Raw genomic sequence first — 20,286 nt, forward strand, 5'->3', positions numbered from 1 at the left:
GTATGCCTTCAAATTTTATCTATACCTCCCTTACAAGAATATCAGACCTGGATAAAAAAAAGTTTGATCTAAAATTTCTCGACAGATCGCTTTGGGCCACCGGAGATTACGTGGTGGGAAAGATTAAAGATCCGGGAGGCCCATCCCTCCTTCTGGAACTTCCTAATGGGAGAATGAGGGGAATTATAGGGGGCGAGTACATTGTAGGTGCATTAGGTAAACGCTTTGCAACCCTAGAGGCAACGGGAACATGGCAGCAAGTAGGTGAAGACTTAGAAATGAGCGTACTTACCGGAGGTGGGATTCTGGGTAAACTAACTTCAAAATCGGCATTTCTGCCAAATTTGATGAAAGTTTCCTACAAAGGACATGTAAGTCGGGAAGGAAAGAAGATCACCATGGATCAGTTTCTGCCTGAAGTAGAGCCTTTGGCCTTTAACACCCCGGTTGTTCTTTTTGTCGGCACCTCAATGTCTGCAGGAAAAACAACTTCGGCCAGAATCGTAACAAATGTGTTTAAGTCGGCAGGATATAAAGTTATCGGGGCTAAACTTAGCGGGGCTGGCCGATATAAAGACATACTCGCGCTTAAAGATGTTGGTGCAGATGCCATTTTTGATTTTGTAGATGTAGGCTTACCTTCCTCAATATGTCGGGCTGAAGTTTACGAAGAAAAAATTGAGTTGCTTTTAAGTTGTATGGCACATCAGAATGCTGATGTTGCCATTGTGGAAGTTGGAGCTTCACCCCTTGAACCTTATAACGGTGATCTGGCAATTAAGGCCCTTGGTAATAATATAAAATGTACCATCCTGAGTGCGACAGATCCTTATGCTGTATACGGTTTGATGAAGGCTTTTAATATGGTACCGGATATCGTTACGGGCATCACCACAAATACCCTTGCCGGTTCGCATATGGTCAGGGAATTATGCGATGTTCAGACCCTTAATCTGATCGATTCGAGTACTGCTCCGGCACTGAAGAAAATACTCTCAGATAAAACAGGCCTGGTGTTGTAATCAAAAATTGATTTAAACCTCTAACAACCTGATTTCCATTACATATCTTTAATGTATGCCTTATAATGAAAGGTCACATTCAAATTACTATTTCCTGGGGCAGCTCAAATCCCCCGGGCAGTATACCATGTTGATCCCTTTTTTAGGTATGACTTGTTTTGTGATCCTCTATCTGATCGCAGCTCTAGTATATCCCGGTGGCTCAGCTGTGAATCCTCAGCAGGTCGGTTTTAGTTTTTGGAATAATTATCTCTGTGATTTACTCGATGAATTTGCGATCAATGGCAGTTTAAATTCAGCCCGCCTTTACGCAAGATTGGCCTTAGGAGTACTTTGTACCAGTCTGATGCTTCTCTGGTTCTATTTACCCAAACTTTTTGTGCGAAAGACCCTCAATCAATATATAATGTGGTTTTCAGGTTTACTGGCATTCCTTGTCGTCTTTTTTATGGCCGGGAATTCACATGACCTGATCGTTAGGATTGCCGGGGTTTTTGGGGTTGTTGCCTTTATAAGTTGCTCGAGGGAACTTCTCAGAGCCGGGTATTATCGTTTAGGCCTGCTCGGACTGTTTTGTCTGCTCATTTTTGCGGTCAATTACTACATTTACGAGACAGGCATAAATATCATACTATTGCCCCTGATACAAAAAATCACATTTGTTTCCTGTCTGATATGGTTTTTCGGGCTGAACTACTGCCTGATGAAAAGGTTGAAAGAAACAGTTCCCCGAAAGAATCCTGATTCGATAACGTAATCACATATGGGGTTTCCAAGGACAGGTACAGGTTAATTTATAGTGCGCTTTGGATGATGTTGCCTTCTCCTTTTTTCGTATCTTTAAAAGAGGGCCAGTTACTCCGTAATTCGGTGCGTGCATATAGAACTGAATTTTAATTTTAAATAGAATTGTTATGAATCCCATGATGTTTTTCCTGTTAATTCTTTTCTTATTCCTGCTTGCAGGGATTCGGATTATTTTTGAATATAAACGCGCTCTTAAATTCCGGTTTGGGAAGTATGTGAAGACACTGAAGCCCGGCTTTAGGTGGATCATCCCTATAGTGGAGACTATTCAGGTGGTAGACATAAGGGTGATCACGATCAATATCATTTCCCAGGAAGTAATGACAGAAGACAACGTGCCCTGTAGTATCGATGGGGTGGTCTTTTTTCAAATCAGAGATCCGGAAAAAGCGGTTCTTGAAGTGGAGGAATTTTCCTTCGCCATAACGCAACTGTCTCAGGCTGCCCTGAGGGACGTTTGTGGAAAGGTAGAGCTAGATACCATTTTATCTAAAAGAGAAGAGATGGGGAAAAATATTAAAGCGATTGTTGAAAGTGAAACTCATCAATGGGGTATTGAGATCATCGATGTAAAGATCAAGGATATACAGTTACCTGAAAACATGCGAAGGATGATGGCCAACCAGGCTGAGGCTGAAAGATCGAGAAGAGCCCGTATCATCTTAGCGCAGGCTGAAGAACAGGCCGCAGATATGCTTTTGCAGGCCGGGAAAAAGATCGATCAGTCACCTTCTGCAATCAAACTGCGTTTGTATCAAACCCTTTCCAATATCGCCGCAGAAAAGAATTCAACCATTCTGTTCCCATTCCCTGAAGAAGTATTGCCCAGAAAATCAAAGGAATGAAGGTCTTTTTAATGGAAAGGAATTAATTGAATACCCAATAAAAATGCCCTCCTGCGGGGGCTTTTTTAATATAAGCAATCATCATGAGCAGGAGGGCAACCTTTAAAGTGGGGATCGTGTCATGCAATTTCCACTTTTTTGGGTTTTAATTTTTTAGCTTCTTCCTTCTTAAGGACTTTAAAGCTCAGAATACCGTCATTGTATTTGGCTTTAATTTTGTCTTCCAATACATTTTCCGGTAACTGTAGTGATCTTTCAAAAGAATTATAGGAAAACTCTTTCCTGGTATAATTCTCTTTTTTGGTTTCCTCGGTATCCTCTTTTTCGGCCTTGATAGTCAAATAACCATTTTCAATAGATACGTCGAAGTCTTTTTTTTCGAAACCCGGAGCGGCAAGTTCTATTTCGAAATGACGATCTTCCTCCCTGATGTTAAGAGCAGGTTCTCCTGAACGTCCATTCCAGAAATCTTCATTTACTAACCCTTTTTTCCAAAATCGATTATCGAAGAAATCTTCCATGTCGAAGAAATCGGAGGTAATCAAATTGGTAAAGGGGCGATTCCGATTTTTAAATCTAACAAGTGTCATGATCTTGAAAATTTAGGTTAAACAATCCGTTAAATGGTCAGAAAGCAAGGTATTACAAGCCCTGAGTATTTCCTATGATTTATGTCAGCTTACACAACTTAATTTCTGATAAACCATTCCCACTTTCCCCGGTTCCTCTCCTGAGGCATGTCCATTTAAAATATACAGATAACTGCTTTTAAACCTAGAACATTAAATTACTGTATATCATGCTTTTGAGATCCTTGGGCAGGCCATCCCGGATGTCCTCCATTTCACCCAGTGAGATATACTTTCTCAAGTATATAAAAGTGGTATCGATATATCGTTCGGCCAATTCATCATTGTATTCAAAATCATTAACAGCCGCTACTCCGTCGTGTTTGCGTACGAGTTCTATAAATTCTACCATCTTTTTCACTCTTGGCTTTGGCCTTTTCATATTCCAGCCATTTACATATACCGCTTTGAGAAACATCGGTAACTGAGCTAAGAACTGAAGTGATTCCTGAGGCGAAATAATATCCCTCAGAGCATGCATAATTGATGAAAAAATCCTCCCGGCCTTTTCTGTGTTTTCTCCCAGGTTCATTTCTTTGGCGTAGTCCTTTAAAAAACGGTTTCCGTCTTTTGCATATTCGTTAAAATTAAGTGCCATGATAGTACGTTTTAAGGTTATTCTTTAAATATCCTTGTTACCCTTAATATTTCAAATGATTCTCGTCATGTAACTGATTCGTAATAATTAGTACGATATGAGTCAGGAGAGCTGATAGAGATCATTCCATTTAATTTTCTGGCAGCTTACTTTTAGAAAAATAAAAGAATAAAAGATGAAAAGGATCCTTTTACCTACCGATTTCTCTGATACCGCCAGGAATGCCATTAATTATGCGCTGGCCTTGTTTGCAGAGGAAGCCTGCACATTTTACGTTCTACATACCTATACCCCCCCTATTTATCGAATCGACTATGTGCTGGGCGGACCTGCCTTTAGTGCCGTCCCTGATGCGGAGGTCAACCGCTCTCTGGACGGACTTGAAAAGACTATATCTGAAATGAAAGGTATATCCAAAAATCCCGATCACCGGTTTGAGGTCATTTCGGCCTTTAATATCCTGAGTCATGAAATAAATGATATCTCCGAGAGTAAGAAAATCGACTTGGTAGTAATGGGTACTAAAGGGGCTACAGGAGCTAAGGAAGTATTCATAGGCAGCAATACCGTTTATGTATTGCGAAAAGCTACTGCGCCTGTGTTGGTTATCCCTTCAAATACAGTTTTTTCGCCTATAAAAAAAATACTTTTCCCAACAGATTACCAATCTGAATACAAAGAGTCAGAGTTTCAAAAAATACTCGGTCTGGCCGACCGGTTCGAAGCTGCTATTACCGTACTCCATGTAAAGGAAACCCTGGAACTGGCAAAGGAGCAAATAAAACACAAGGAGCACCTCAGCCATCTTCTAAGGAACTACGAACATGAGTTTGTTGAACTACAGCAAGACCTTATGCCTTATGCGGTCTTGACATATCTGGAAAATGAATCCTTCGGACTCCTGGCGATGATGAATAAAAAACACAATCTTCTGGAACGAATTCTCGACAGGCAAAATGTTGATCAGCTGGGCTATCATATCAAAATACCTTTTTTGGTGGTCAGAGATACAGCAAGAGTTAGCAAAGCTGAAGCGGCCTCAGCCTAATTCACTCAGGTTCTAAGTTGGAAAGGCATTTATAATTAATAGGAAAAACGCTTCTTAAGAAACAATTTTATTGCCCAAAAAAAGCAATTTAAAACGTTCAAAATGACCTGGATCATTTCACATGATGATTGTCCTATTTAACTTAGGACTATTAAGTAAAAACCATTTATTAATTCTTTAAATCATAAGTCATGACAAACAACACAGGTAATGTCTTATTAGCACTTGTAACAGGAGCTGCAATAGGAGCAGGAATTGGAATTTTGTACGCGCCCGATGAAGGAAAAAAAACGCGGAAAAAAATTAAAACAAAAGTGAATGATGCCAAGCATGATCTCACTGAAAGATTGACCCACGCGAAAGATGAACTCACTAAAACCGTTGATGAAAAGAAAGAGCATTTTGAGCATAAACTTGAAGAAGCTGTTTCCAACATGAGCTACAAGGCAGATGATATAATTGCTACCCTTGAGCGTAAATTGGAAGACCTTAAAAAGAAAAATGCCGCACTTCAAAAATAAGTTCTTATGGTTCTGAACGACCTAAAATATAATATCTCCGAATTAGATGAGCATACAAATTCGTATGTGAAGGAAACTGTTGAATACGCCAAGCTTAAGAGCTTTAAACTATCCATGGTCATTGTGACCTACTTTGCCAAATTATTTCTACTTGGCATATTTGGACTACTTGCTTTAATGCTCTTAAGCCTGGCACTTTCTCTGGCATTAGGAACCATATTGAATAATACGGTATATGGTTTTCTGATTGTTGGTGCTGTATATCTCCTTCTGGGTGTAGTATTCTACCTAATGCGTAATAGTATCAACAGACCTATACTAAGAATATTTTCTAACCACTTTTTTGATGACGACAATGATGAATAAGAGATACAGTTCATTTGAAGAGATAGACCAGCAACTTGAAATTCTCGAGTTGCAGCGTAAACTGGATTGGGAACATATAAAACTAAACACTCAGGCCGTAAAACAAACGTTGTCACCGACCCACTTTAGCAAAAAAATAGAAAATGTTTTCCTACAGGCCATACTTGGCTTTGCCCTAAAGAAATTTGTACAAATAAGAAGTCGAAAAAAACATAAAGAAATCGCCTCTGCTGCCTGATCCTTAGATAATTATATTGAGTAGAAAGCCGATATTACGCTTACCTAAGTATAATATTTATAACCCCATTAGCCCCTCTGGCCCCATACAGGCCTAATTCTGCAGGTGTTTTGTACACTTCGATGGATTTAACATCATCCGGGTTAATACTTCCTAAAATACCAGATAACCCACCGCTATAGACCGCTCCGTTAATCAGAAATAAAGGCTCACTCGTATTAGAAAATGAATTCGGGCCAAAAACCCGTACCACATTCCCCCTGACCGTAACACCGGGAGCCCTTTGCAACATATTCAGTATACTGATCTCCCCCTTTTGAGCCTTTACCGATCTCACATTATATGAATCAGGTTCGCCTGAAATCGTAGTTACTCTTTTGCTGGTGCAGCCATATGTTAGTATGCCCGCTGTTACCAATAATATTATTTTCTTAATCATAAGTCTGATATTTAATATTCATTAAGAGCCATTCCATAGCTTCCAGGGTTGTCTGTAGCTTGGTGTTAGATAGGAATTCACTTTAGAATGATTCGAGATAATTCCCTTAGCGGGATCCCATTCCAGTCGTTTCCCGCTGCGATAAGCGATATTGCCCAGGTGTGCAACCAAAGCCGCGTCCCTGCCCATCTCAATTGTACAATTAGGGTCTTTTCTACTCCGTATACAATCATAAAAATTCTTAGTATGTTCATCCAGGGGATTCACAGAGCTCTTTCTGGGAGGCAAAGCCTCAATCAGGTATTTACCGTCTTCCTGAAAGGGCAAAACCTTCCAGCTTACCCTGTTCATTGCAAGGATGCCATTTTCTCCAATAAAAGCCACCCCCGGCTCCCCTGATTCTTCTAAGTAAGGAGAAGTACCCATGGCCATGTATTGATCCCAAATCAAACTAAAATTTTCAAAATCATAGACTGTGGTGAGCGTATCCGGAGTCTCTGCAGCATTATCCGGGAAGGCCATTTTTCCTCCAATTGCCATGACTGATTTTGGTGAACTAACATCCATGCCCGCCAGAACCATATCGAGCATATGCACCCCCCAGTCGGTCATTAAGCCTCCTGCATAATCCCAGAAATACCTGAAGGAGCCGTGGAAACGATTCTGATTAAAGGGACGAGACGGAGCAGGACCCAGCCATCGGTCATAGTCTACCCCCGGAGGCGTGGGGCTATCGGGGACCACATCGAAGCCCTTCCCATAGTTGACCGTAGCCCAGGCTCTCACTTGTCGGATTCTACCCAATACACCAGTTTTTAAATAGCTAAGAGCTTCGATCCAATGGGGATCACTGCGCTGCCATTGCCCTACCTGCACTACCCTATTGTATTTTCGCGTTGCATCTACCATCAGATTGGCTTCAGTAATGCTATTGGCGATGGGTTTTTCAACATACACATCTTTTCCTGCGGCACAGGCATCTGTCATCTGAATACAATGCCAGTGATCAGGAGTACCAATTATCACAGCATCCAGTCCTTTTGCTTTAAGAAATTCCCTGTGATCTTTAAAGGTCTTAGGCCGCTTTCCAAAGTTCGATTCCAGTTCCTGGGCTCTGCTTTCCAATAAAGAAGAATCTACATCACATAATGCCACGCATTCGGTCCCAGGTATCTTTAAAAACGAGCTTAAGTTAGCCCATCCCATGCCTCTTACGCCAATTAATCCTACCCTTACATTGACATCAGCAGTTGAGTTTGTATTTGCGCTTAGTTGAGTTAAAGGTATCCCAGTAGCCAGGGTAGCTGCCCCAAGGTTTCTGATGAAAGATCTGCGATTATGCATAACAAGGTGATTTTAGCATAAAGTAATTAATTTTTACCACTTCTGCCTCAATTCTTGCGAACCAGCGAGATTATAAATATGTCTAAAGGCTGATCAAAATCATTTTATTCTTCTGCATATCAGCCTACATTTAGAAATAGCTTGTAAAGCAGGTCATTTATTCAATTATTCATTTTATACCCATAGCCATGATCATCAAATTATTAAAAGCCCATAAACAAAAGGAAGATTTTTACGCCTTTTACAAGAAAATAGAAACCCACGTGCCTGAGGTACGCGAATTTATCTCAAGGAGTTTAAAAGCTGCAGAAAACGAGGGTAAATTAGATCGTGGGTACTATGATCCACAAGGTATTTTAGATGAAGTGTATCTCGCCGTTTTTTCCGAATTCGATTCTGAATGGGATGAAAAAGCCCTGAGGTATTATCTCTTAAAAATAGCTGTAGATAAGCTAGACGAAAAAAAAGTTCTCGAAGCCACAGTATCTACACCGGTTAGTACTGGTGATTTACTAAATGAGGAATTGAACCGACTAAAAGAAGATTTCACTACTGATGGGGATGGCGACCTGATTTTAAATACAGAGCTCGATGATATTTCCTATAAACAGGAAAAACGATATCGCCAGGATATCTACATGGATGAAATAGTAGAGAGACCCATCCTTGAAAAATTGAAATTAGATGAGGCTTTTCAAATATCAGCTCGTCGCCGGGCGTTCTTTGGTTATCTGTACAGTACGATACCCCATATAAGTAAGACCATTTTTGAACTCCACATCTATGCAAATCAATCAGCTCCCGAAATTTCTTTGATTATTGACACAGAAGAGGAGAAGGTAAGGAGGGTTCTCAAAATGATCACAGAGCGATTTAAAAAAGTATAAATTATTTTAAATCGATTTCCAGGAGCACAGGACAATGATCAGATCCGTAGTGTTCATTTAGGATCTCAACGGTTTTTACCTTGTCGATCAGGGACGAACTCAACAGAAAGTAATCTATACGCCAGCCCACATTGCGCTCCCGGGCCTTAAACCGATAACTCCAATAGGTATAAGCTTCAGTATCTGGATGGTAATGTCGGTAGGCATCAACCAAACCTGAATTGATAAAGGCATCCATCCCATCGATTTCCACCTGAGTATAGCCTGCAGTCTTGTTGTAATTCGATTTGTCATTTTTCAGGTCGATTGCCCTGTGGGCTACATTTAAATCTCCGCAGACGATCACGGGTTTGGTCTTTTCTTTTTCCCGGATATACTTCAGAAAGTCGGCATCCCACTGCTGACGATAATCAAGTCGGTCTAACTTTTGTCCTGCATTTGGCACATAAACATTGATCAGAAAGAATTTATCATACTCCGCACAAAGGATCCTTCCTTCCTGATCGTGTTCGGCCACGCCCATATCTGTTACTACCTCTTCAGGCTTTTCTCTGGCGAGAATAGTGGTCCCGGAATATCCTTTTTTCTCGGCTGCATTACTAAATATGGCGTAATTGGCAAGCGGCTTCAATGCCTTTTCCACTTCCTCTTCCTGGGCCTTTGTTTCCTGAAGGCAGACAAGATCGGCATCGAATTCATTTATGGATTCAAAGAAATTCTTTTTGACGATGGCCCTGATGCCATTGACGTTCCAGCTAACAATCTTCATAGAAAATTGGATTTAAATCGTTAATTATGGGCATTAATTTTTCTTCCTTGCCTTTTTCTGAAGGGTTGGAGAGGTTAGGTAAAATAATGTAAACCCGCTTAAAATAGTAACAAGACCGAAAAGAGAAAATACGCGGAGTAGGAGCGTATTAAAATCATCCCTGCCCTGGTAGTCCATAGTGTGCATCATCCAAAGAAAATCGAACCAGCGCCAATCCCTGTACCTTACGGTCTGAAATGACCCGTCAGCAATGGAGACGTAGGCCCGAACATTTTTTGGGGTATCATAGGCTATAACATAGGCGGGAAGGGGTTTACCCCTGTATTCGTGATGGCTGCCAGCTTCTTCAAGTAGCTCAATACTCTTGACTTCCAATTCTGGCAACATATAATTTCCTGCTATCTGCAAAGCCTCCTCCTGAGTTACCTTTCCCTTTATATCCCCTGTTTCCGCATCCATCAAATAGGAATTGTTGATCCAGTAATAAGGCCTGCCCCCTATTTCTCTCAATTCGAGGGATGAGACTCCTTTTATGTCGCCTGAAGAAACGGGATTTACCAGCTGGTCAAAAGCCATGGGAGTGTGATTCTCCTTTCTGAAATGATCCCCATGTATCTCGTCGATATCTGTCCAGCTAAAATAAATTCCACTCACGGTCCACATAAGGAATTGAATCCCCAGGATAAGTCCAAGGTATCTATGCAACTTCCTGAATTTTCGTGTTGTTTTTCTTTTCACCATCTTCTCAGTCTATTTTGGCGGTCCGCAGACGGAGCGCATTGGCTATCACCGATACGGAACTAAAACTCATAGCGGCAGCGGCAATCATCGGAGATAAAAGTATACCAAAAAACGGGAACAGCACTCCGGCAGCCACAGGTACCCCGATGGTATTATACACCATGGCAAAAAACAGGTTTTGTTTGATATTTTTCATCACTGTCCTACTTAAATTTTTGGCTCTGGAGATTCCCTGAAGATCACCTTTTACCAGAGTAATGGCTGCGCTTTCAATAGCCACGTCGGTACCTGTCCCCATGGCAATACCCACATCGCTTTTCGCCAGTGCCGGGGCATCATTGATCCCATCGCCTGCCATAGCCATCACTTTTCCTTCTTGTTGTAGTTTTTCAACTTCCCTGAGTTTATCTTCAGGGAGCATACCGGCTTTAAAATCGGCTAGTTCGAGTTCATCAGCTACCGCTCTGGCAGTTGCCTGATTATCTCCGGTGAGCATAATCACATCTACTCCCTGCCGTTGCAATGATTTAATTGCTTTCTTACTGCTCGACTTAATCTTATCTCCTATGACTACAAAGCCAACAACCTCAGAATTAATCGATAAATAAGAAACGGTCTTACCCTGTTTTTGAAAGCTACCGGCCTTGTCCTTTATTGCCGGAGTAATTTTACCTCCAGACATTTCCATCATTTTCTCGTTGCCCAGGGCAAGTTCTTTCTCTTCTACCTTTCCTTCAACCCCTTTCCCGGTTACAGCATTAAATCCGTCTACATTTAGATATTCTACACCTTTCTCTTTGCCAAAAGACACTGTGGCTTCTGCTAAAGGATGCTCACTTAATTTATTTAAAGAAACTATGTATTGCATAATATCCTGCTCAGAAAATAAAGAACTCGTCGCATTAAAGGATTCTACTGAAGGCTTACCTTCCGTGATTGTCCCTGTTTTATCAACGATAAGAATATTGACCTTGTTCATCTTCTCCAGGCCTTCAGCATTCTTGATCAGGATGCCGTTCTGTGCGCCTTTACCAATCCCCACCATAACAGACATGGGGGTAGCCAGGCCAAGGGCACAGGGACAGGCGATAATTAGAACCGCGATTGCATTAATAAGGGCATAAACCTGAGCGGGTTCAGGACCCCAGATAGCCCATACCACATATGTAATTATCGAAATTAATACTACAATCGGAACAAAATATCCGGATACCTGGTCGGCCAGATTTTGAATAGGAGCCTTACTCCTGCTCGCTTCATTTACCATTTGTATAATCTGGGACAGAAGGGTATCTGAACCAATTTTTTCAGCCTTCATCAGAAAAGACTGATTCCCATTTATGGTCCCGCTTGTCACCTTCTCTCCTTTGCTTTTACTAACAGGGATTGGCTCCCCGGTTATCATCGATTCGTCAACAGAGGTTTCGCCTTCGGTAACGACACCGTCAACCGGAATCTTACCACCAGGTTTTACTCTCAGAATATCACCTAATTGAATTTTATCTATGGCTACTTCCTCTTCTTTTCCATCTTTAACACGAATTGCTTTATTCGGTGCCAGTTTCAGCAATTCCTTTACGGCAGAGTTCGTTTTACTATGTGCCCTGGCTTCCAGGACCTGCCCCAATAAAACCAGGGTCAGAATAACGGTGGCAGCCTCAAAATACACATGAACACTTCCGGTCTCAGTCTTAAACTGAGAGGGGAAAAAATCAGGAAAAAACAGCCCGAACACACTAAACAACCATGCGACCCCCGCACCAATACCAATGAGTGTAAACATATTGAGGTTCATTGTCTTAATACTGCGGTATGCCCGTTCAAAAAACATCCATGTGGTATAAAAAACCACCGGCAGCGATAGCGCAAACTGAACCCAGTTCCAGCTATTCTGTGATAGGATACTATACAGGGGGTTGTTTTCAATCATTTCTGACATAGCAATCAGAAAAATTGGCAGTGTAAACAAAACGGAGATCCAAAATTTCCTCAGCAAGGCCTTATATGATTTTTCCTCCGCAGACAGATCCGGTTCTACAGCTACCAGGTCCATCCCACAGATAGGACAGCTTCCGGGTTCATCACGTACTACCTCGGGATGCATAGGACAGGTGTATGTAGTTCCGGACGTGGTCGATATACTCTGTTCCTCTACCAGTGCCATCCCACATACAGGGCAATCTCCGGGGGCATCATAGGTTTTATCCCCCTCACAATGCATGGGGCAATAGAAAGTACCTGTTCCTTTACCCTGGGGGCTTTTTTCTTCTTTTGCGACCGGGGCATCTGTTTTGTGTTTATGTATGCTGTATCGGCCACCGTCTTCTTCAAGGGCATGTTGAAGTTTTTCGAATGGAACATGGGCCTCCATTTCCAGGGTCGCAGTAGCTTTTTCCAGATCCACATTTGCCTTATCAACTCCTTCAACCTCTGAGAGTATTTCCTCCACATGCTTCCTGCAACCATTGCAGGTCATTCCCTGTACGTGATAGGTGTGTTTCATTTCTTACTGGGTATAAGTTTCTGTGATCTTACCGCAGTTAAGCATTTTAGATCCAAAATAAGGATTCCTGATCACAGATTCTGAAGATAACCAGGATGCGCCATCATTGTTAAATGCCATTGGACAATACTGTTTGTACACAGCTCCACCCGCCAGCTGGTCCTTTATAACAGGCTCAAGGAGTGTTGTAAGCTCCGAAAAGAGGAGGCGCTGTGATTCCAATTCATCAGAAGCACCGATCAATAAAGCAACCTCATTAATTTTTCCGTAATCTCCTCCCTCAATGGAATCAAACTCCATGGCCACTTTTGAGGCTTTGTCAGCATCAGATTCGATCAAAGCATTCCGTAGTTCGATATATCTCTCAAAAATATCCCCGGCATCTGAACTGTTGAAAGTGATTTTGGAATCCTCCTTTGCAAAAACCTTCATCCTTTCCTTTTCACTGCTATTATCAACATTTGATGTTTTATTTTCTTTACATGAAAATACCAGCACTGTAAGTACAAAGGCTAACATATTCGTTTTCTTTAGTGTTTTCATATTCATTAATTATAAAAGATTAGACTTAAAATATTTGTTGACGTTTATTAGATAATACAGCATTCTTACAATTCTCCACTAACACTCCCACAAGTGAGCATGGCGTCTCCGTAATAAGGGTTTCTTATCTCCTTTGAAGAACTGAGCCAATCTGCACCCTTGTTGTTATTAGCCATGGGGCAATGAAGTATATATAGAGCTTCTGAATTGGCATTAAATACCCTTTCGATGTATATCATATGGATTGACACCTTTTCGAAAGACTTTCTGATCTCATCGAGCGTCTTCATATGTGGAATATGTTCCAGGGCTTTTTTAATTTCACCGCTCTGATTTAACCAGACTTGCTGAGCTTCTCCCGTGAATAATGACATTTTTATACTTTCTATATTCTTGATAAATCTCGAACCGGTATTTTTAGCTTTTTCAAGATCATCGTTCACCAACGCATCTTTTATCGCCAGGTAATCCCCAAAAATGGTAACAAGGGCTGCCTTGGCCTCCTGACCTATAGCATAGGACTCTATTTCGTTTGTGATTGAAGATTGTAAATCATTTTGTATACCCGTACCGCCATGGTTGTGGCCTGTCATTGCAGGACCGCCTTCGGGATTCATCATACTGGGTTTTCCGGCTAATTGGGCAGCAGCATCAATGCTGAAGGTGCCATTAACGGCTATTTCCTCTCCAGCCTGAAGTCCGTCTTTTATAACAAAACCATTCCCCAGAGCAGGACCAAGAGTCACGATCCTCATTTTAAAATCCACCCCGTCTGAAGTTTTGTTCTTAACATACACAACCGAACGTTCCCCGGTCCACATTACTGCCGATTTAGGGATGATTACCGCATCTGATTGTACAGGTAACTTTGCTTTTAGCTCAGCAGACACAAACATTTCAGGTTTCAACCTCAGGTCGCTATTATCAACCTCAACTCTAGCTTTTGCCACCCGTGTCATAGGATCCAGTACGGGATCGATAAAAGAAATTCTACTTGTGAAGTTCTCTCCCGGAAGGGATTGAACAGATAGAGAAACTTCATCGCCTTTCTTTACCCAGGCCATGTCTGATTCGTAAATATCCAGTAAAATCCATACTTTTTTGAGATTGGCAATTTGATAGATGACCTGTCCCCTGTTTACGTAATCGCCCAGGTTGATGTTTTTCTCAGTTACATAACCCGAAATATCGGCGAGTATGGGCAATTCATCACGTATTTTCCCTGATTCGAGTATTTGTTCAACTTGTCTGTCTGAAAGTTTCCAGTTTCTGAGTTTTTCCTTGGCTGATTCAAAAAGTATAGGCTGGGTTCCGGCAATTTTTCTGGCCTCAAAGAGCTCTTCCTGTGCATTGACAAGTTCAGGGGAATAAACAGTTGCCAGTACCTGGCCCCGGTTGACATATTCCCCTGTGAAATTTACTGCCAGTCTCTCGATACGGCCGGGAATATGTGTCGATTGAGAATAAACCTGGCGTTCATCGGGTTGTACTTTCCCATTGATACGTAAAAGCTTTACCGGTTTGGCCTTCCCGACAATTTCAGTAGAAACACTGGCGATCTGCATAGCTGTCTGCGACATGTGTATTGCCGCGGGATCGGATTCGATTCCGTCGCCGTTTTCAACGGGAATCAGTTCCATTCCGCAGATCGGGCAATTTCCCGCTTCATTTTGTCTTATCTGAGGATGCATGGAGCAGGTCCATATTGTTTCTTCTGCCATCTCACCTTCATGGAGATGTTCCTCTGCCATACCTTTCTCAGAGCCTCCGAAGAAAACAGCTCCCAGTGCCAGACCGATAATGAGAGTTATCGCTGCGATGCCTATTATTTTTTTTGTTTCAGTTTTCATCTTAAAATCTTTTAGCTGTGATGTATTCCAGTTTTGCCTTCGCAATAGTGTATTGAGTTAAAGCACTGACTTTTGATTTATCAAAATTTAAAATTTGCTGCTGCATCCTTAGTACTTCTTCAAAATCCTTTCCCGAGTTGCCGTAGGATGAGAGGAGCAGGTTGAGTATCTGTTCCGATTCATTGCGCTGTTCCTCATAAAGGTTGATCAGATCAGACTGTTCACTGATCTCATATAAAACCTGTTCGTATTCGGCTTGAAGGGTATTTATAACTTCCACCTTTCTATACGCATAGCTCTCCTGCATTAATTGCGCTTCTTTAACCGCTGCCTTGTATTTCCCCCTGAAGATTGGAAGGCTTACAGTCAACATTGGCATGATGGCATCCTTACCGTTATCTGAAGGGACAACGGCACCTGCAGGCAAATCGGTACGGTTTCCAACCATGATATAATCCAGACCAATACCCAGATTAGGCAGACCTTTCTTTAGTGCCACCTGTTCTGATGCCTCCCCTGCTTTGACCCTTAATTCCTCTGCATATACCAGTGGATGTACCGGGTTAATAGAATCGTGTAAGGAATCTATAGGTAGGGGTTCAAGAGACAGAGAATCGACTATTATAATTGGGTCTTTTTCATTACGGTTTAACAAGGCGTTGAAGCTTTCCTGTAATGGCTTTTCTTTCTTCTTGAGAATGCTCAGCTTGGTCTTTGCCTCTTTTAACATGATGTCGACCCGCAGAACATCCACCAGGGTCCCATTTCCATTTTTAAATTTGGAATTGGATACCGTCTTAAAAGATTCAAGTATTTCTACATTTCTTTCCTCCAGCTTACTTAATTCCCGGAGTTCATACAAGGGGTAATAAACCTTAGAAAGTTCATAGTACAGTCTGTTCTTTGAGTTCCGATAATCTTGGTATTTTGATTCCGCCATCAGACTGGCGGCATCGCCCTGGGCTTTCAGCGTACCAAACCACGGAAACATCTGTGATAGTGAAAAGCGGGCCTGCTGAGGCCCCACACGGGTTTCCACCATTTGCCCGAAGGCACTAACTGAAAGCGAGGGATCAGGCAGGCTGCTAATCTGAGTTACCTGCTGTAATGCAGCTTCAAATTCCCTGTGCTGAGCTAACAGGCCCGGATTGTTCTCTGAGGCGATTTTAAAATAATCGTCCAGGGTCTGCGCCTTCAGGCCGGTAGCGAACAAGATGAAGAATACGATGATAACCTGCTTCATTTTATGCTATTTTTTTAGTTTGATTTTTAATCACGGTCTCCCTCCAGAACGCCTGAAGTACGGGTACAACAAACATGGTCATAATCTGAATGGCCATTCCCCCAAAAGTGGGTATCGCCATAGGGATCATAATATCGGCTCCCTTGCCCGTTGAAGTAAGCACCGGGAGTAAGGCTATTATAGCCACCGCGGCCGTCATCATAGCGGGCCGAACCCTTTTCTTTCCGGCTTCAAGTACAGCAGCCCTTACGGCTGGTATCGTTTTTGGATCTTTTTCTTCAAAGACCTGATGAATATAGGTTCCCATGATTACACCATCATCAGTGGCAATTCCAAACAGGGCAATAAATCCAACCCATACAGCCACACTCAGGTTGATGGTCTGCATTTGAAACAGATCTCTCATATTCACTCCCGATACAGAGAAATTTAAGAACCAGTCCTGTCCGTATAACCACAACATAATAAACCCGCCGGCAAAGGCCACAAATACCCCTGAAAAATGGATGGAGGAGGCAATCACCGTTTTAAACTGGAAAAAGAGGAGTAGGAAAATAATAATCAGACTGATCGGAATAACAATGGCCAGTCTGCTCACAGCCCGGATCTGATTTTCATAACTCCCAGAGAACTTATAGCTGATCCCGGCCGGTACCATTAACTCTCCTGTATCAATTTTTTGTTGAATAGTTTTTTGGGCATCCTCTACTACAGTGACTTCGGCAAAACCGTCCTTTTTATCAAACAGTACATATCCTACCAAAAAGGTGTTTTCGCTTTTGATCGCCTGTGGCCCCCTCACATATTCAAATTCAACCAGCTGAGAAAGCGGAATCTGGGCGCCAACCGGAGTTGGTATCAATATTTTACGCAGGGCTTCAGGGTTATCCCTCAGCTCCCTTGGATATCTCACCCGTACCGGTAATCTTTCCCTTCCTTCAACCGTAGAGGTGATTTTCATCCCACCAATGGCTGTTTCAATACTTTGCTGCACATCTTCGATAGTAAGGCCGTACCTAGATATTTCATCCCGATTGATATTTAAATGCAGATAAGGCTTACCTACGATGCGATCAGCAAAAACTGCTTCCTTTTTTACAGAAGGGACTTCCTTTAAAATGGATTCAAGCTGCATCCCGAAGGCCTCTATCGACTTCAGGTCAGGGCCGTACACTTTAATTCCCATCGGAGCGCGCATCCCCGTCTGCAACATAACCAGCCTGGTTTCAATGGGCTGCAATTTAGGAGCTGACGTCACTCCTGGTATCCTGGTAACCTTTACGATCTCATCCCAGATATCGTCTGGTGATTTAATATGAGGTCGCCAGTTCCTGTAGAATTTACCATTCTCATCTGCAAGCAGATCCTCCCGGGAAATACCTTTAGCCAGAGCCTCTTCGTTAGTGAGGCTGTCCTGATTTACAGTAATAAACCGATCTTTCCTGTCTACTTTAAACCTAACCCGTCTCCCCTCTTCATTCAGGATAAATTCGGGTTTGTAATTGATGATATTCTCAAACATGGAGATAGGAGCCGGATCCTATGCAGTCTCAGCGCGCCCCAGCTTGCCAACTACCATATCTACCTCGGGAATATTCCCCACCAGCATATCGATTTGCCCAACTACCTTCCGGTTGTATTCTATCCCAGAATGAGGCATAGAAGTAGGCATAAGCAGGTAACTGCCCTCGTCGAGGGAAGGCATAAATTCAGATCCGATGCCGGGAAACAGTTCTGAAGCTGCTGTCCAGCCAGAAGTCTGTCGCACATTTTTCCAGCCGATGGATTCCAGTCCTTTCGCCATAAAACCAAAGGTGGAATTAAAGCCAAGCCAGACCAGCAAGCCAAAGAAAAGAGTGACTGCCGGAATAAGCATAAACTTCCCTTTATTCTCCAGGCACCACTTTAAAACGGTTTCGTAGAAATGGACGATCGCTAGCAGGGCTGCCAGGATGATTCCGATGAGGAACAGCACAAAGATGAAATTGATGATCGTTCCATTCTGAGGCCCAAGTGGCAACCATTCTTCCGACAGGAAAAAGGAAGCGATAAAAATAGTGAGACCTAGATTGATATAGGTGGGATACGCCTTATACTTCTCGGGCCACCTGGGTTCGAGAAGGTTATTAATGCCTATCAATGTAAGTGCAATGGGCAGAAACATGGAAAAGTAAATCGAAAAAAGGATTCCCGACACTATGAGTAGAACAGACCAGAATCGTCTTACTCTCTGTTTGTTGTAGTTGATTCCAAAAACAAAATGGGCCAGGGCCGGCAATACCACAATCCCGAGGATAAAAGCGCTGAGGAGGGCAAACGTTTTGGTAAATGCCAGAGGCTTAAAGAGCTTTCCTTCTGCCGATTCCATGGCAAAAACAGGAATAAAACTAACCACCGTGGTCGCAAGGGCTGTCGTGATCGCTGAGGCAACCTCTACCGTAGCCTTGTAAATGAGCTGCATCAACTCTTTTCCCTTCACCCCTTTATTTTCAGGCATCTCCAGATGACGAATGATGTTTTCCACAAAGACAATACCTACATCAACCATCACCCCGATTGCGATGGCAATTCCGGAAAGGGCTACCACGTTGGCATCCACACCTGAGTATCGCATGACGATAAATGTCATCAGTACACCTATAGGTAGGAGTCCGGAAATGATAAGCGATGCCCTTAAATTAAGAACCAGGACAAGGACAACGATGATACTGATCAAAATTTCATGAGACAGAGCATTCTCAAGAGTACCGATTGTCTCCTGTATGAGTTGTGTCCGATCATAAAAGGGAACTATGGTCAATTGACTTTCAACCCCATTTGCCAGTGTTTTTTTAGGAAGGCCGGGGGCAATTTCCTTTATTTTTTCCTTGACGTTATTGATAACTGCCAAAGGGTTAGAACCATACCGAGCAACTACCACACCCCCTGCAACTTCTGTCCCTCCTTTATCGAGCACCCCTCTGCGTGTGGAAGGTCCCAGGCTAACTACCCCTATGTCCTTGATACGAACAGGGACGTTATTCTGTACGGCCACAACCGCTTTTTCTATATCGGATGTGTTTTTGATATACCCCAGTCCCCTTACAAGATATTCGGCCTGGTTGATCTCAATAGTCTTTGCACCTACATCTTTATTGGAGTTTTTTACCGCCTGCATCACACGGTACAGGGGAATATTATACGCTTTTAGGGCATCGGGATTTACATCGATCTGATATTCCTGTACAAAACCACCTATTGAGGCTACTTCTGATACCCCTTCTACAGCACTAAGGCCATATTTTACATAAAAATCCTGTACGCTTCTGATTTCCTGGAGATCCCAACCGCCCGTTGGATTGTTATCCTTGTCCCGCCCTTCCAGGGTATACCAGTAAACCTGACCCAGAGCGGTGGCATCCGGACCTAATACTGGAGTGACGCCTTCGGGGAGGATACCTGCCGGCAGCGCATTTAATTTTTCAAGGATTCGTGAGCGCGACCAGTAAAACTCGGTGTCTTCGTCAAAAATGATGTATATACTCGAAAACCCGAACATGGAAGAACTCCGGATGGTCTTTACCCCCGGGATTCCGAGTAAATAAGTGGTCATGGGATAGGATATCTGATCCTCTATATCCTGGGGTGATCTTCCGGGCCACTGTGTAAGGACAATTTGCTGATTCTCGCCAATATCGGGAATGGCATCAACAGGTACAGGGTCTTCAGGTAAAAATCCCGTATCCCAGTTAAAGGGTGAGGTGATAATACCCCATGTGGTAAGGGTTATCAGCAAAAGAACATTTACCAGTTTGTTCTCTAAAAAGTATTTTATAGTTCTATTCAACATAATTTAAGTGTGGGTATTGAATCTCCAGTGAAACTTCAATATCGCGGGTATAAAATACCGCGTA

At 42.5% G+C, this 20,286-nt stretch carries 18 protein-coding genes and 1 pseudogene; 8 read left to right on the forward strand and 11 right to left on the reverse strand.

What is annotated here, in order from left to right; genetic code table 11:
- The first annotated feature begins 2 nt into the window (after positions 1–2).
- The 3 genes from AB8P51_RS09610 (at position 3) to AB8P51_RS09620 (ending at position 2,674) form a co-directional block, all read left to right on the forward strand.
- The gene (locus tag AB8P51_RS09610) at positions 3–1,022 is read left to right on the forward strand and encodes a hypothetical protein (RefSeq protein ID WP_369748615.1); all 1,020 of its coding nucleotides are present in this window, start codon (positions 3–5) and stop codon (positions 1,020–1,022) included.
- Positions 1,023–1,077: 55 nt separating this feature from the next.
- Positions 1,078–1,779 carry a hypothetical protein gene (locus AB8P51_RS09615; RefSeq protein WP_369748616.1) on the forward strand — a complete coding sequence of 234 codons (702 nt, stop codon included), beginning with the start codon at positions 1,078–1,080 and terminating at the stop codon, positions 1,777–1,779.
- Positions 1,780–1,936: 157 nt separating this feature from the next.
- Positions 1,937–2,674 carry a slipin family protein gene (locus tag AB8P51_RS09620; protein ID WP_369748617.1) on the forward strand — a complete coding sequence of 246 codons (738 nt, stop codon included), beginning with the start codon at positions 1,937–1,939 and terminating at the stop codon, positions 2,672–2,674.
- A gap of 119 nt (positions 2,675–2,793) precedes the next feature.
- Here AB8P51_RS09620 and AB8P51_RS09625 read toward each other — a convergent pair whose 3' ends face one another.
- Together AB8P51_RS09625 and AB8P51_RS09630 are read right to left on the reverse strand one after the other, a co-directional pair.
- Entirely contained in the window at positions 2,794–3,264 is a 471-nt protein-coding gene (locus AB8P51_RS09625) for an Hsp20/alpha crystallin family protein (RefSeq protein ID WP_369748618.1), read from the reverse strand.
- A 184-nt stretch (positions 3,265–3,448) separates the two neighbouring features.
- Positions 3,449–3,901: a DUF2267 domain-containing protein gene (locus AB8P51_RS09630; protein WP_369748619.1), complete on the reverse strand. Its 453-nt coding sequence runs from the start codon at positions 3,899–3,901 to the stop codon at positions 3,449–3,451.
- Positions 3,902–4,076: 175 nt separating this feature from the next.
- On the opposite strand from AB8P51_RS09630, the gene AB8P51_RS09635 reads away from it, so the two are divergent.
- From AB8P51_RS09635 to AB8P51_RS09650, 4 genes are all read left to right on the forward strand, one after another.
- Entirely contained in the window at positions 4,077–4,949 is an 873-nt protein-coding gene (locus AB8P51_RS09635; RefSeq protein ID WP_369748620.1) for a universal stress protein, read from the forward strand.
- A gap of 191 nt (positions 4,950–5,140) precedes the next feature.
- Entirely contained in the window at positions 5,141–5,470 is a 330-nt protein-coding gene (locus AB8P51_RS09640; protein WP_369748621.1) for a YtxH domain-containing protein, read from the forward strand.
- 6 nt (positions 5,471–5,476) lie between these two features.
- Entirely contained in the window at positions 5,477–5,836 is a 360-nt protein-coding gene (locus AB8P51_RS09645) for a phage holin family protein (protein ID WP_369748622.1), read from the forward strand.
- Positions 5,826–6,074: a DUF6327 family protein gene (locus tag AB8P51_RS09650; RefSeq protein WP_369748623.1), complete on the forward strand. Its 249-nt coding sequence runs from the start codon at positions 5,826–5,828 to the stop codon at positions 6,072–6,074. Before AB8P51_RS09645 ends, AB8P51_RS09650 begins: the two co-directional genes overlap by 11 nt.
- Positions 6,075–6,114: 40 nt before the next feature.
- Here AB8P51_RS09650 and AB8P51_RS09655 read toward each other — a convergent pair whose 3' ends face one another.
- Entirely contained in the window at positions 6,115–6,513 is a 399-nt protein-coding gene (locus tag AB8P51_RS09655) for a TonB-dependent receptor (RefSeq protein WP_369748624.1), read from the reverse strand.
- A gap of 21 nt (positions 6,514–6,534) precedes the next feature.
- Positions 6,535–7,857, reverse strand: coding sequence for a Gfo/Idh/MocA family protein (locus AB8P51_RS09660; protein WP_369748625.1), 1,323 nt, complete (start codon positions 7,855–7,857; stop codon positions 6,535–6,537).
- 188 nt (positions 7,858–8,045) lie between these two features.
- On the opposite strand from AB8P51_RS09660, the gene AB8P51_RS09665 reads away from it, so the two are divergent.
- Positions 8,046–8,744, forward strand: a complete 699-nt coding sequence (locus AB8P51_RS09665; RefSeq protein ID WP_369748626.1) for a hypothetical protein — start codon at positions 8,046–8,048, stop codon at positions 8,742–8,744.
- A gap of 1 nt (position 8,745) precedes the next feature.
- On the opposite strand, the gene AB8P51_RS09670 is transcribed toward AB8P51_RS09665, so the two are convergent.
- The 7 genes and pseudogenes from AB8P51_RS09670 to AB8P51_RS09700 all read right to left on the reverse strand — a co-directional run bounded on the left by AB8P51_RS09670 (position 8,746) and on the right by AB8P51_RS09700 (position 20,222).
- Positions 8,746–9,513 (reverse strand): exodeoxyribonuclease III, encoded by a 768-nt coding sequence (locus AB8P51_RS09670; RefSeq protein ID WP_369748627.1) that lies wholly within the window; start codon positions 9,511–9,513, stop codon positions 8,746–8,748.
- A gap of 33 nt (positions 9,514–9,546) precedes the next feature.
- Positions 9,547–10,254, reverse strand: coding sequence for a PepSY domain-containing protein (locus tag AB8P51_RS09675; RefSeq protein ID WP_369748628.1), 708 nt, complete (start codon positions 10,252–10,254; stop codon positions 9,547–9,549).
- A gap of 4 nt (positions 10,255–10,258) precedes the next feature.
- Positions 10,259–12,757 (reverse strand): heavy metal translocating P-type ATPase, encoded by a 2,499-nt coding sequence (locus AB8P51_RS09680; RefSeq protein WP_369748629.1) that lies wholly within the window; start codon positions 12,755–12,757, stop codon positions 10,259–10,261.
- 3 nt (positions 12,758–12,760) lie between these two features.
- The gene (locus tag AB8P51_RS09685) at positions 12,761–13,300 is read right to left on the reverse strand and encodes a DUF3347 domain-containing protein (RefSeq protein ID WP_369748630.1); all 540 of its coding nucleotides are present in this window, start codon (positions 13,298–13,300) and stop codon (positions 12,761–12,763) included.
- Positions 13,301–13,365: 65 nt separating this feature from the next.
- Complete coding sequence (locus tag AB8P51_RS09690) at positions 13,366–15,150, reverse strand: efflux RND transporter periplasmic adaptor subunit (protein ID WP_369748631.1); 1,785 nt, start codon at positions 15,148–15,150, stop codon at positions 13,366–13,368.
- A gap of 1 nt (position 15,151) precedes the next feature.
- On the reverse strand, positions 15,152–16,393 hold the full coding sequence (locus AB8P51_RS09695) for a TolC family protein (protein ID WP_369748632.1): 1,242 nt from the start codon (positions 16,391–16,393) through the stop codon (positions 15,152–15,154).
- A 1-nt stretch (position 16,394) separates the two neighbouring features.
- Positions 16,395–20,222 (reverse strand): annotated as a pseudogene (locus AB8P51_RS09700) (efflux RND transporter permease subunit).
- Between the last annotated feature and the right edge of the window lie 64 nt (positions 20,223–20,286).

Origin of the sequence: Muriicola sp. SD30, assembly GCF_041205185.1 — a bacterium.
In the GTDB taxonomy this organism is placed as follows: Bacteria; Bacteroidota; Bacteroidia; order Flavobacteriales; family Flavobacteriaceae; genus Muriicola.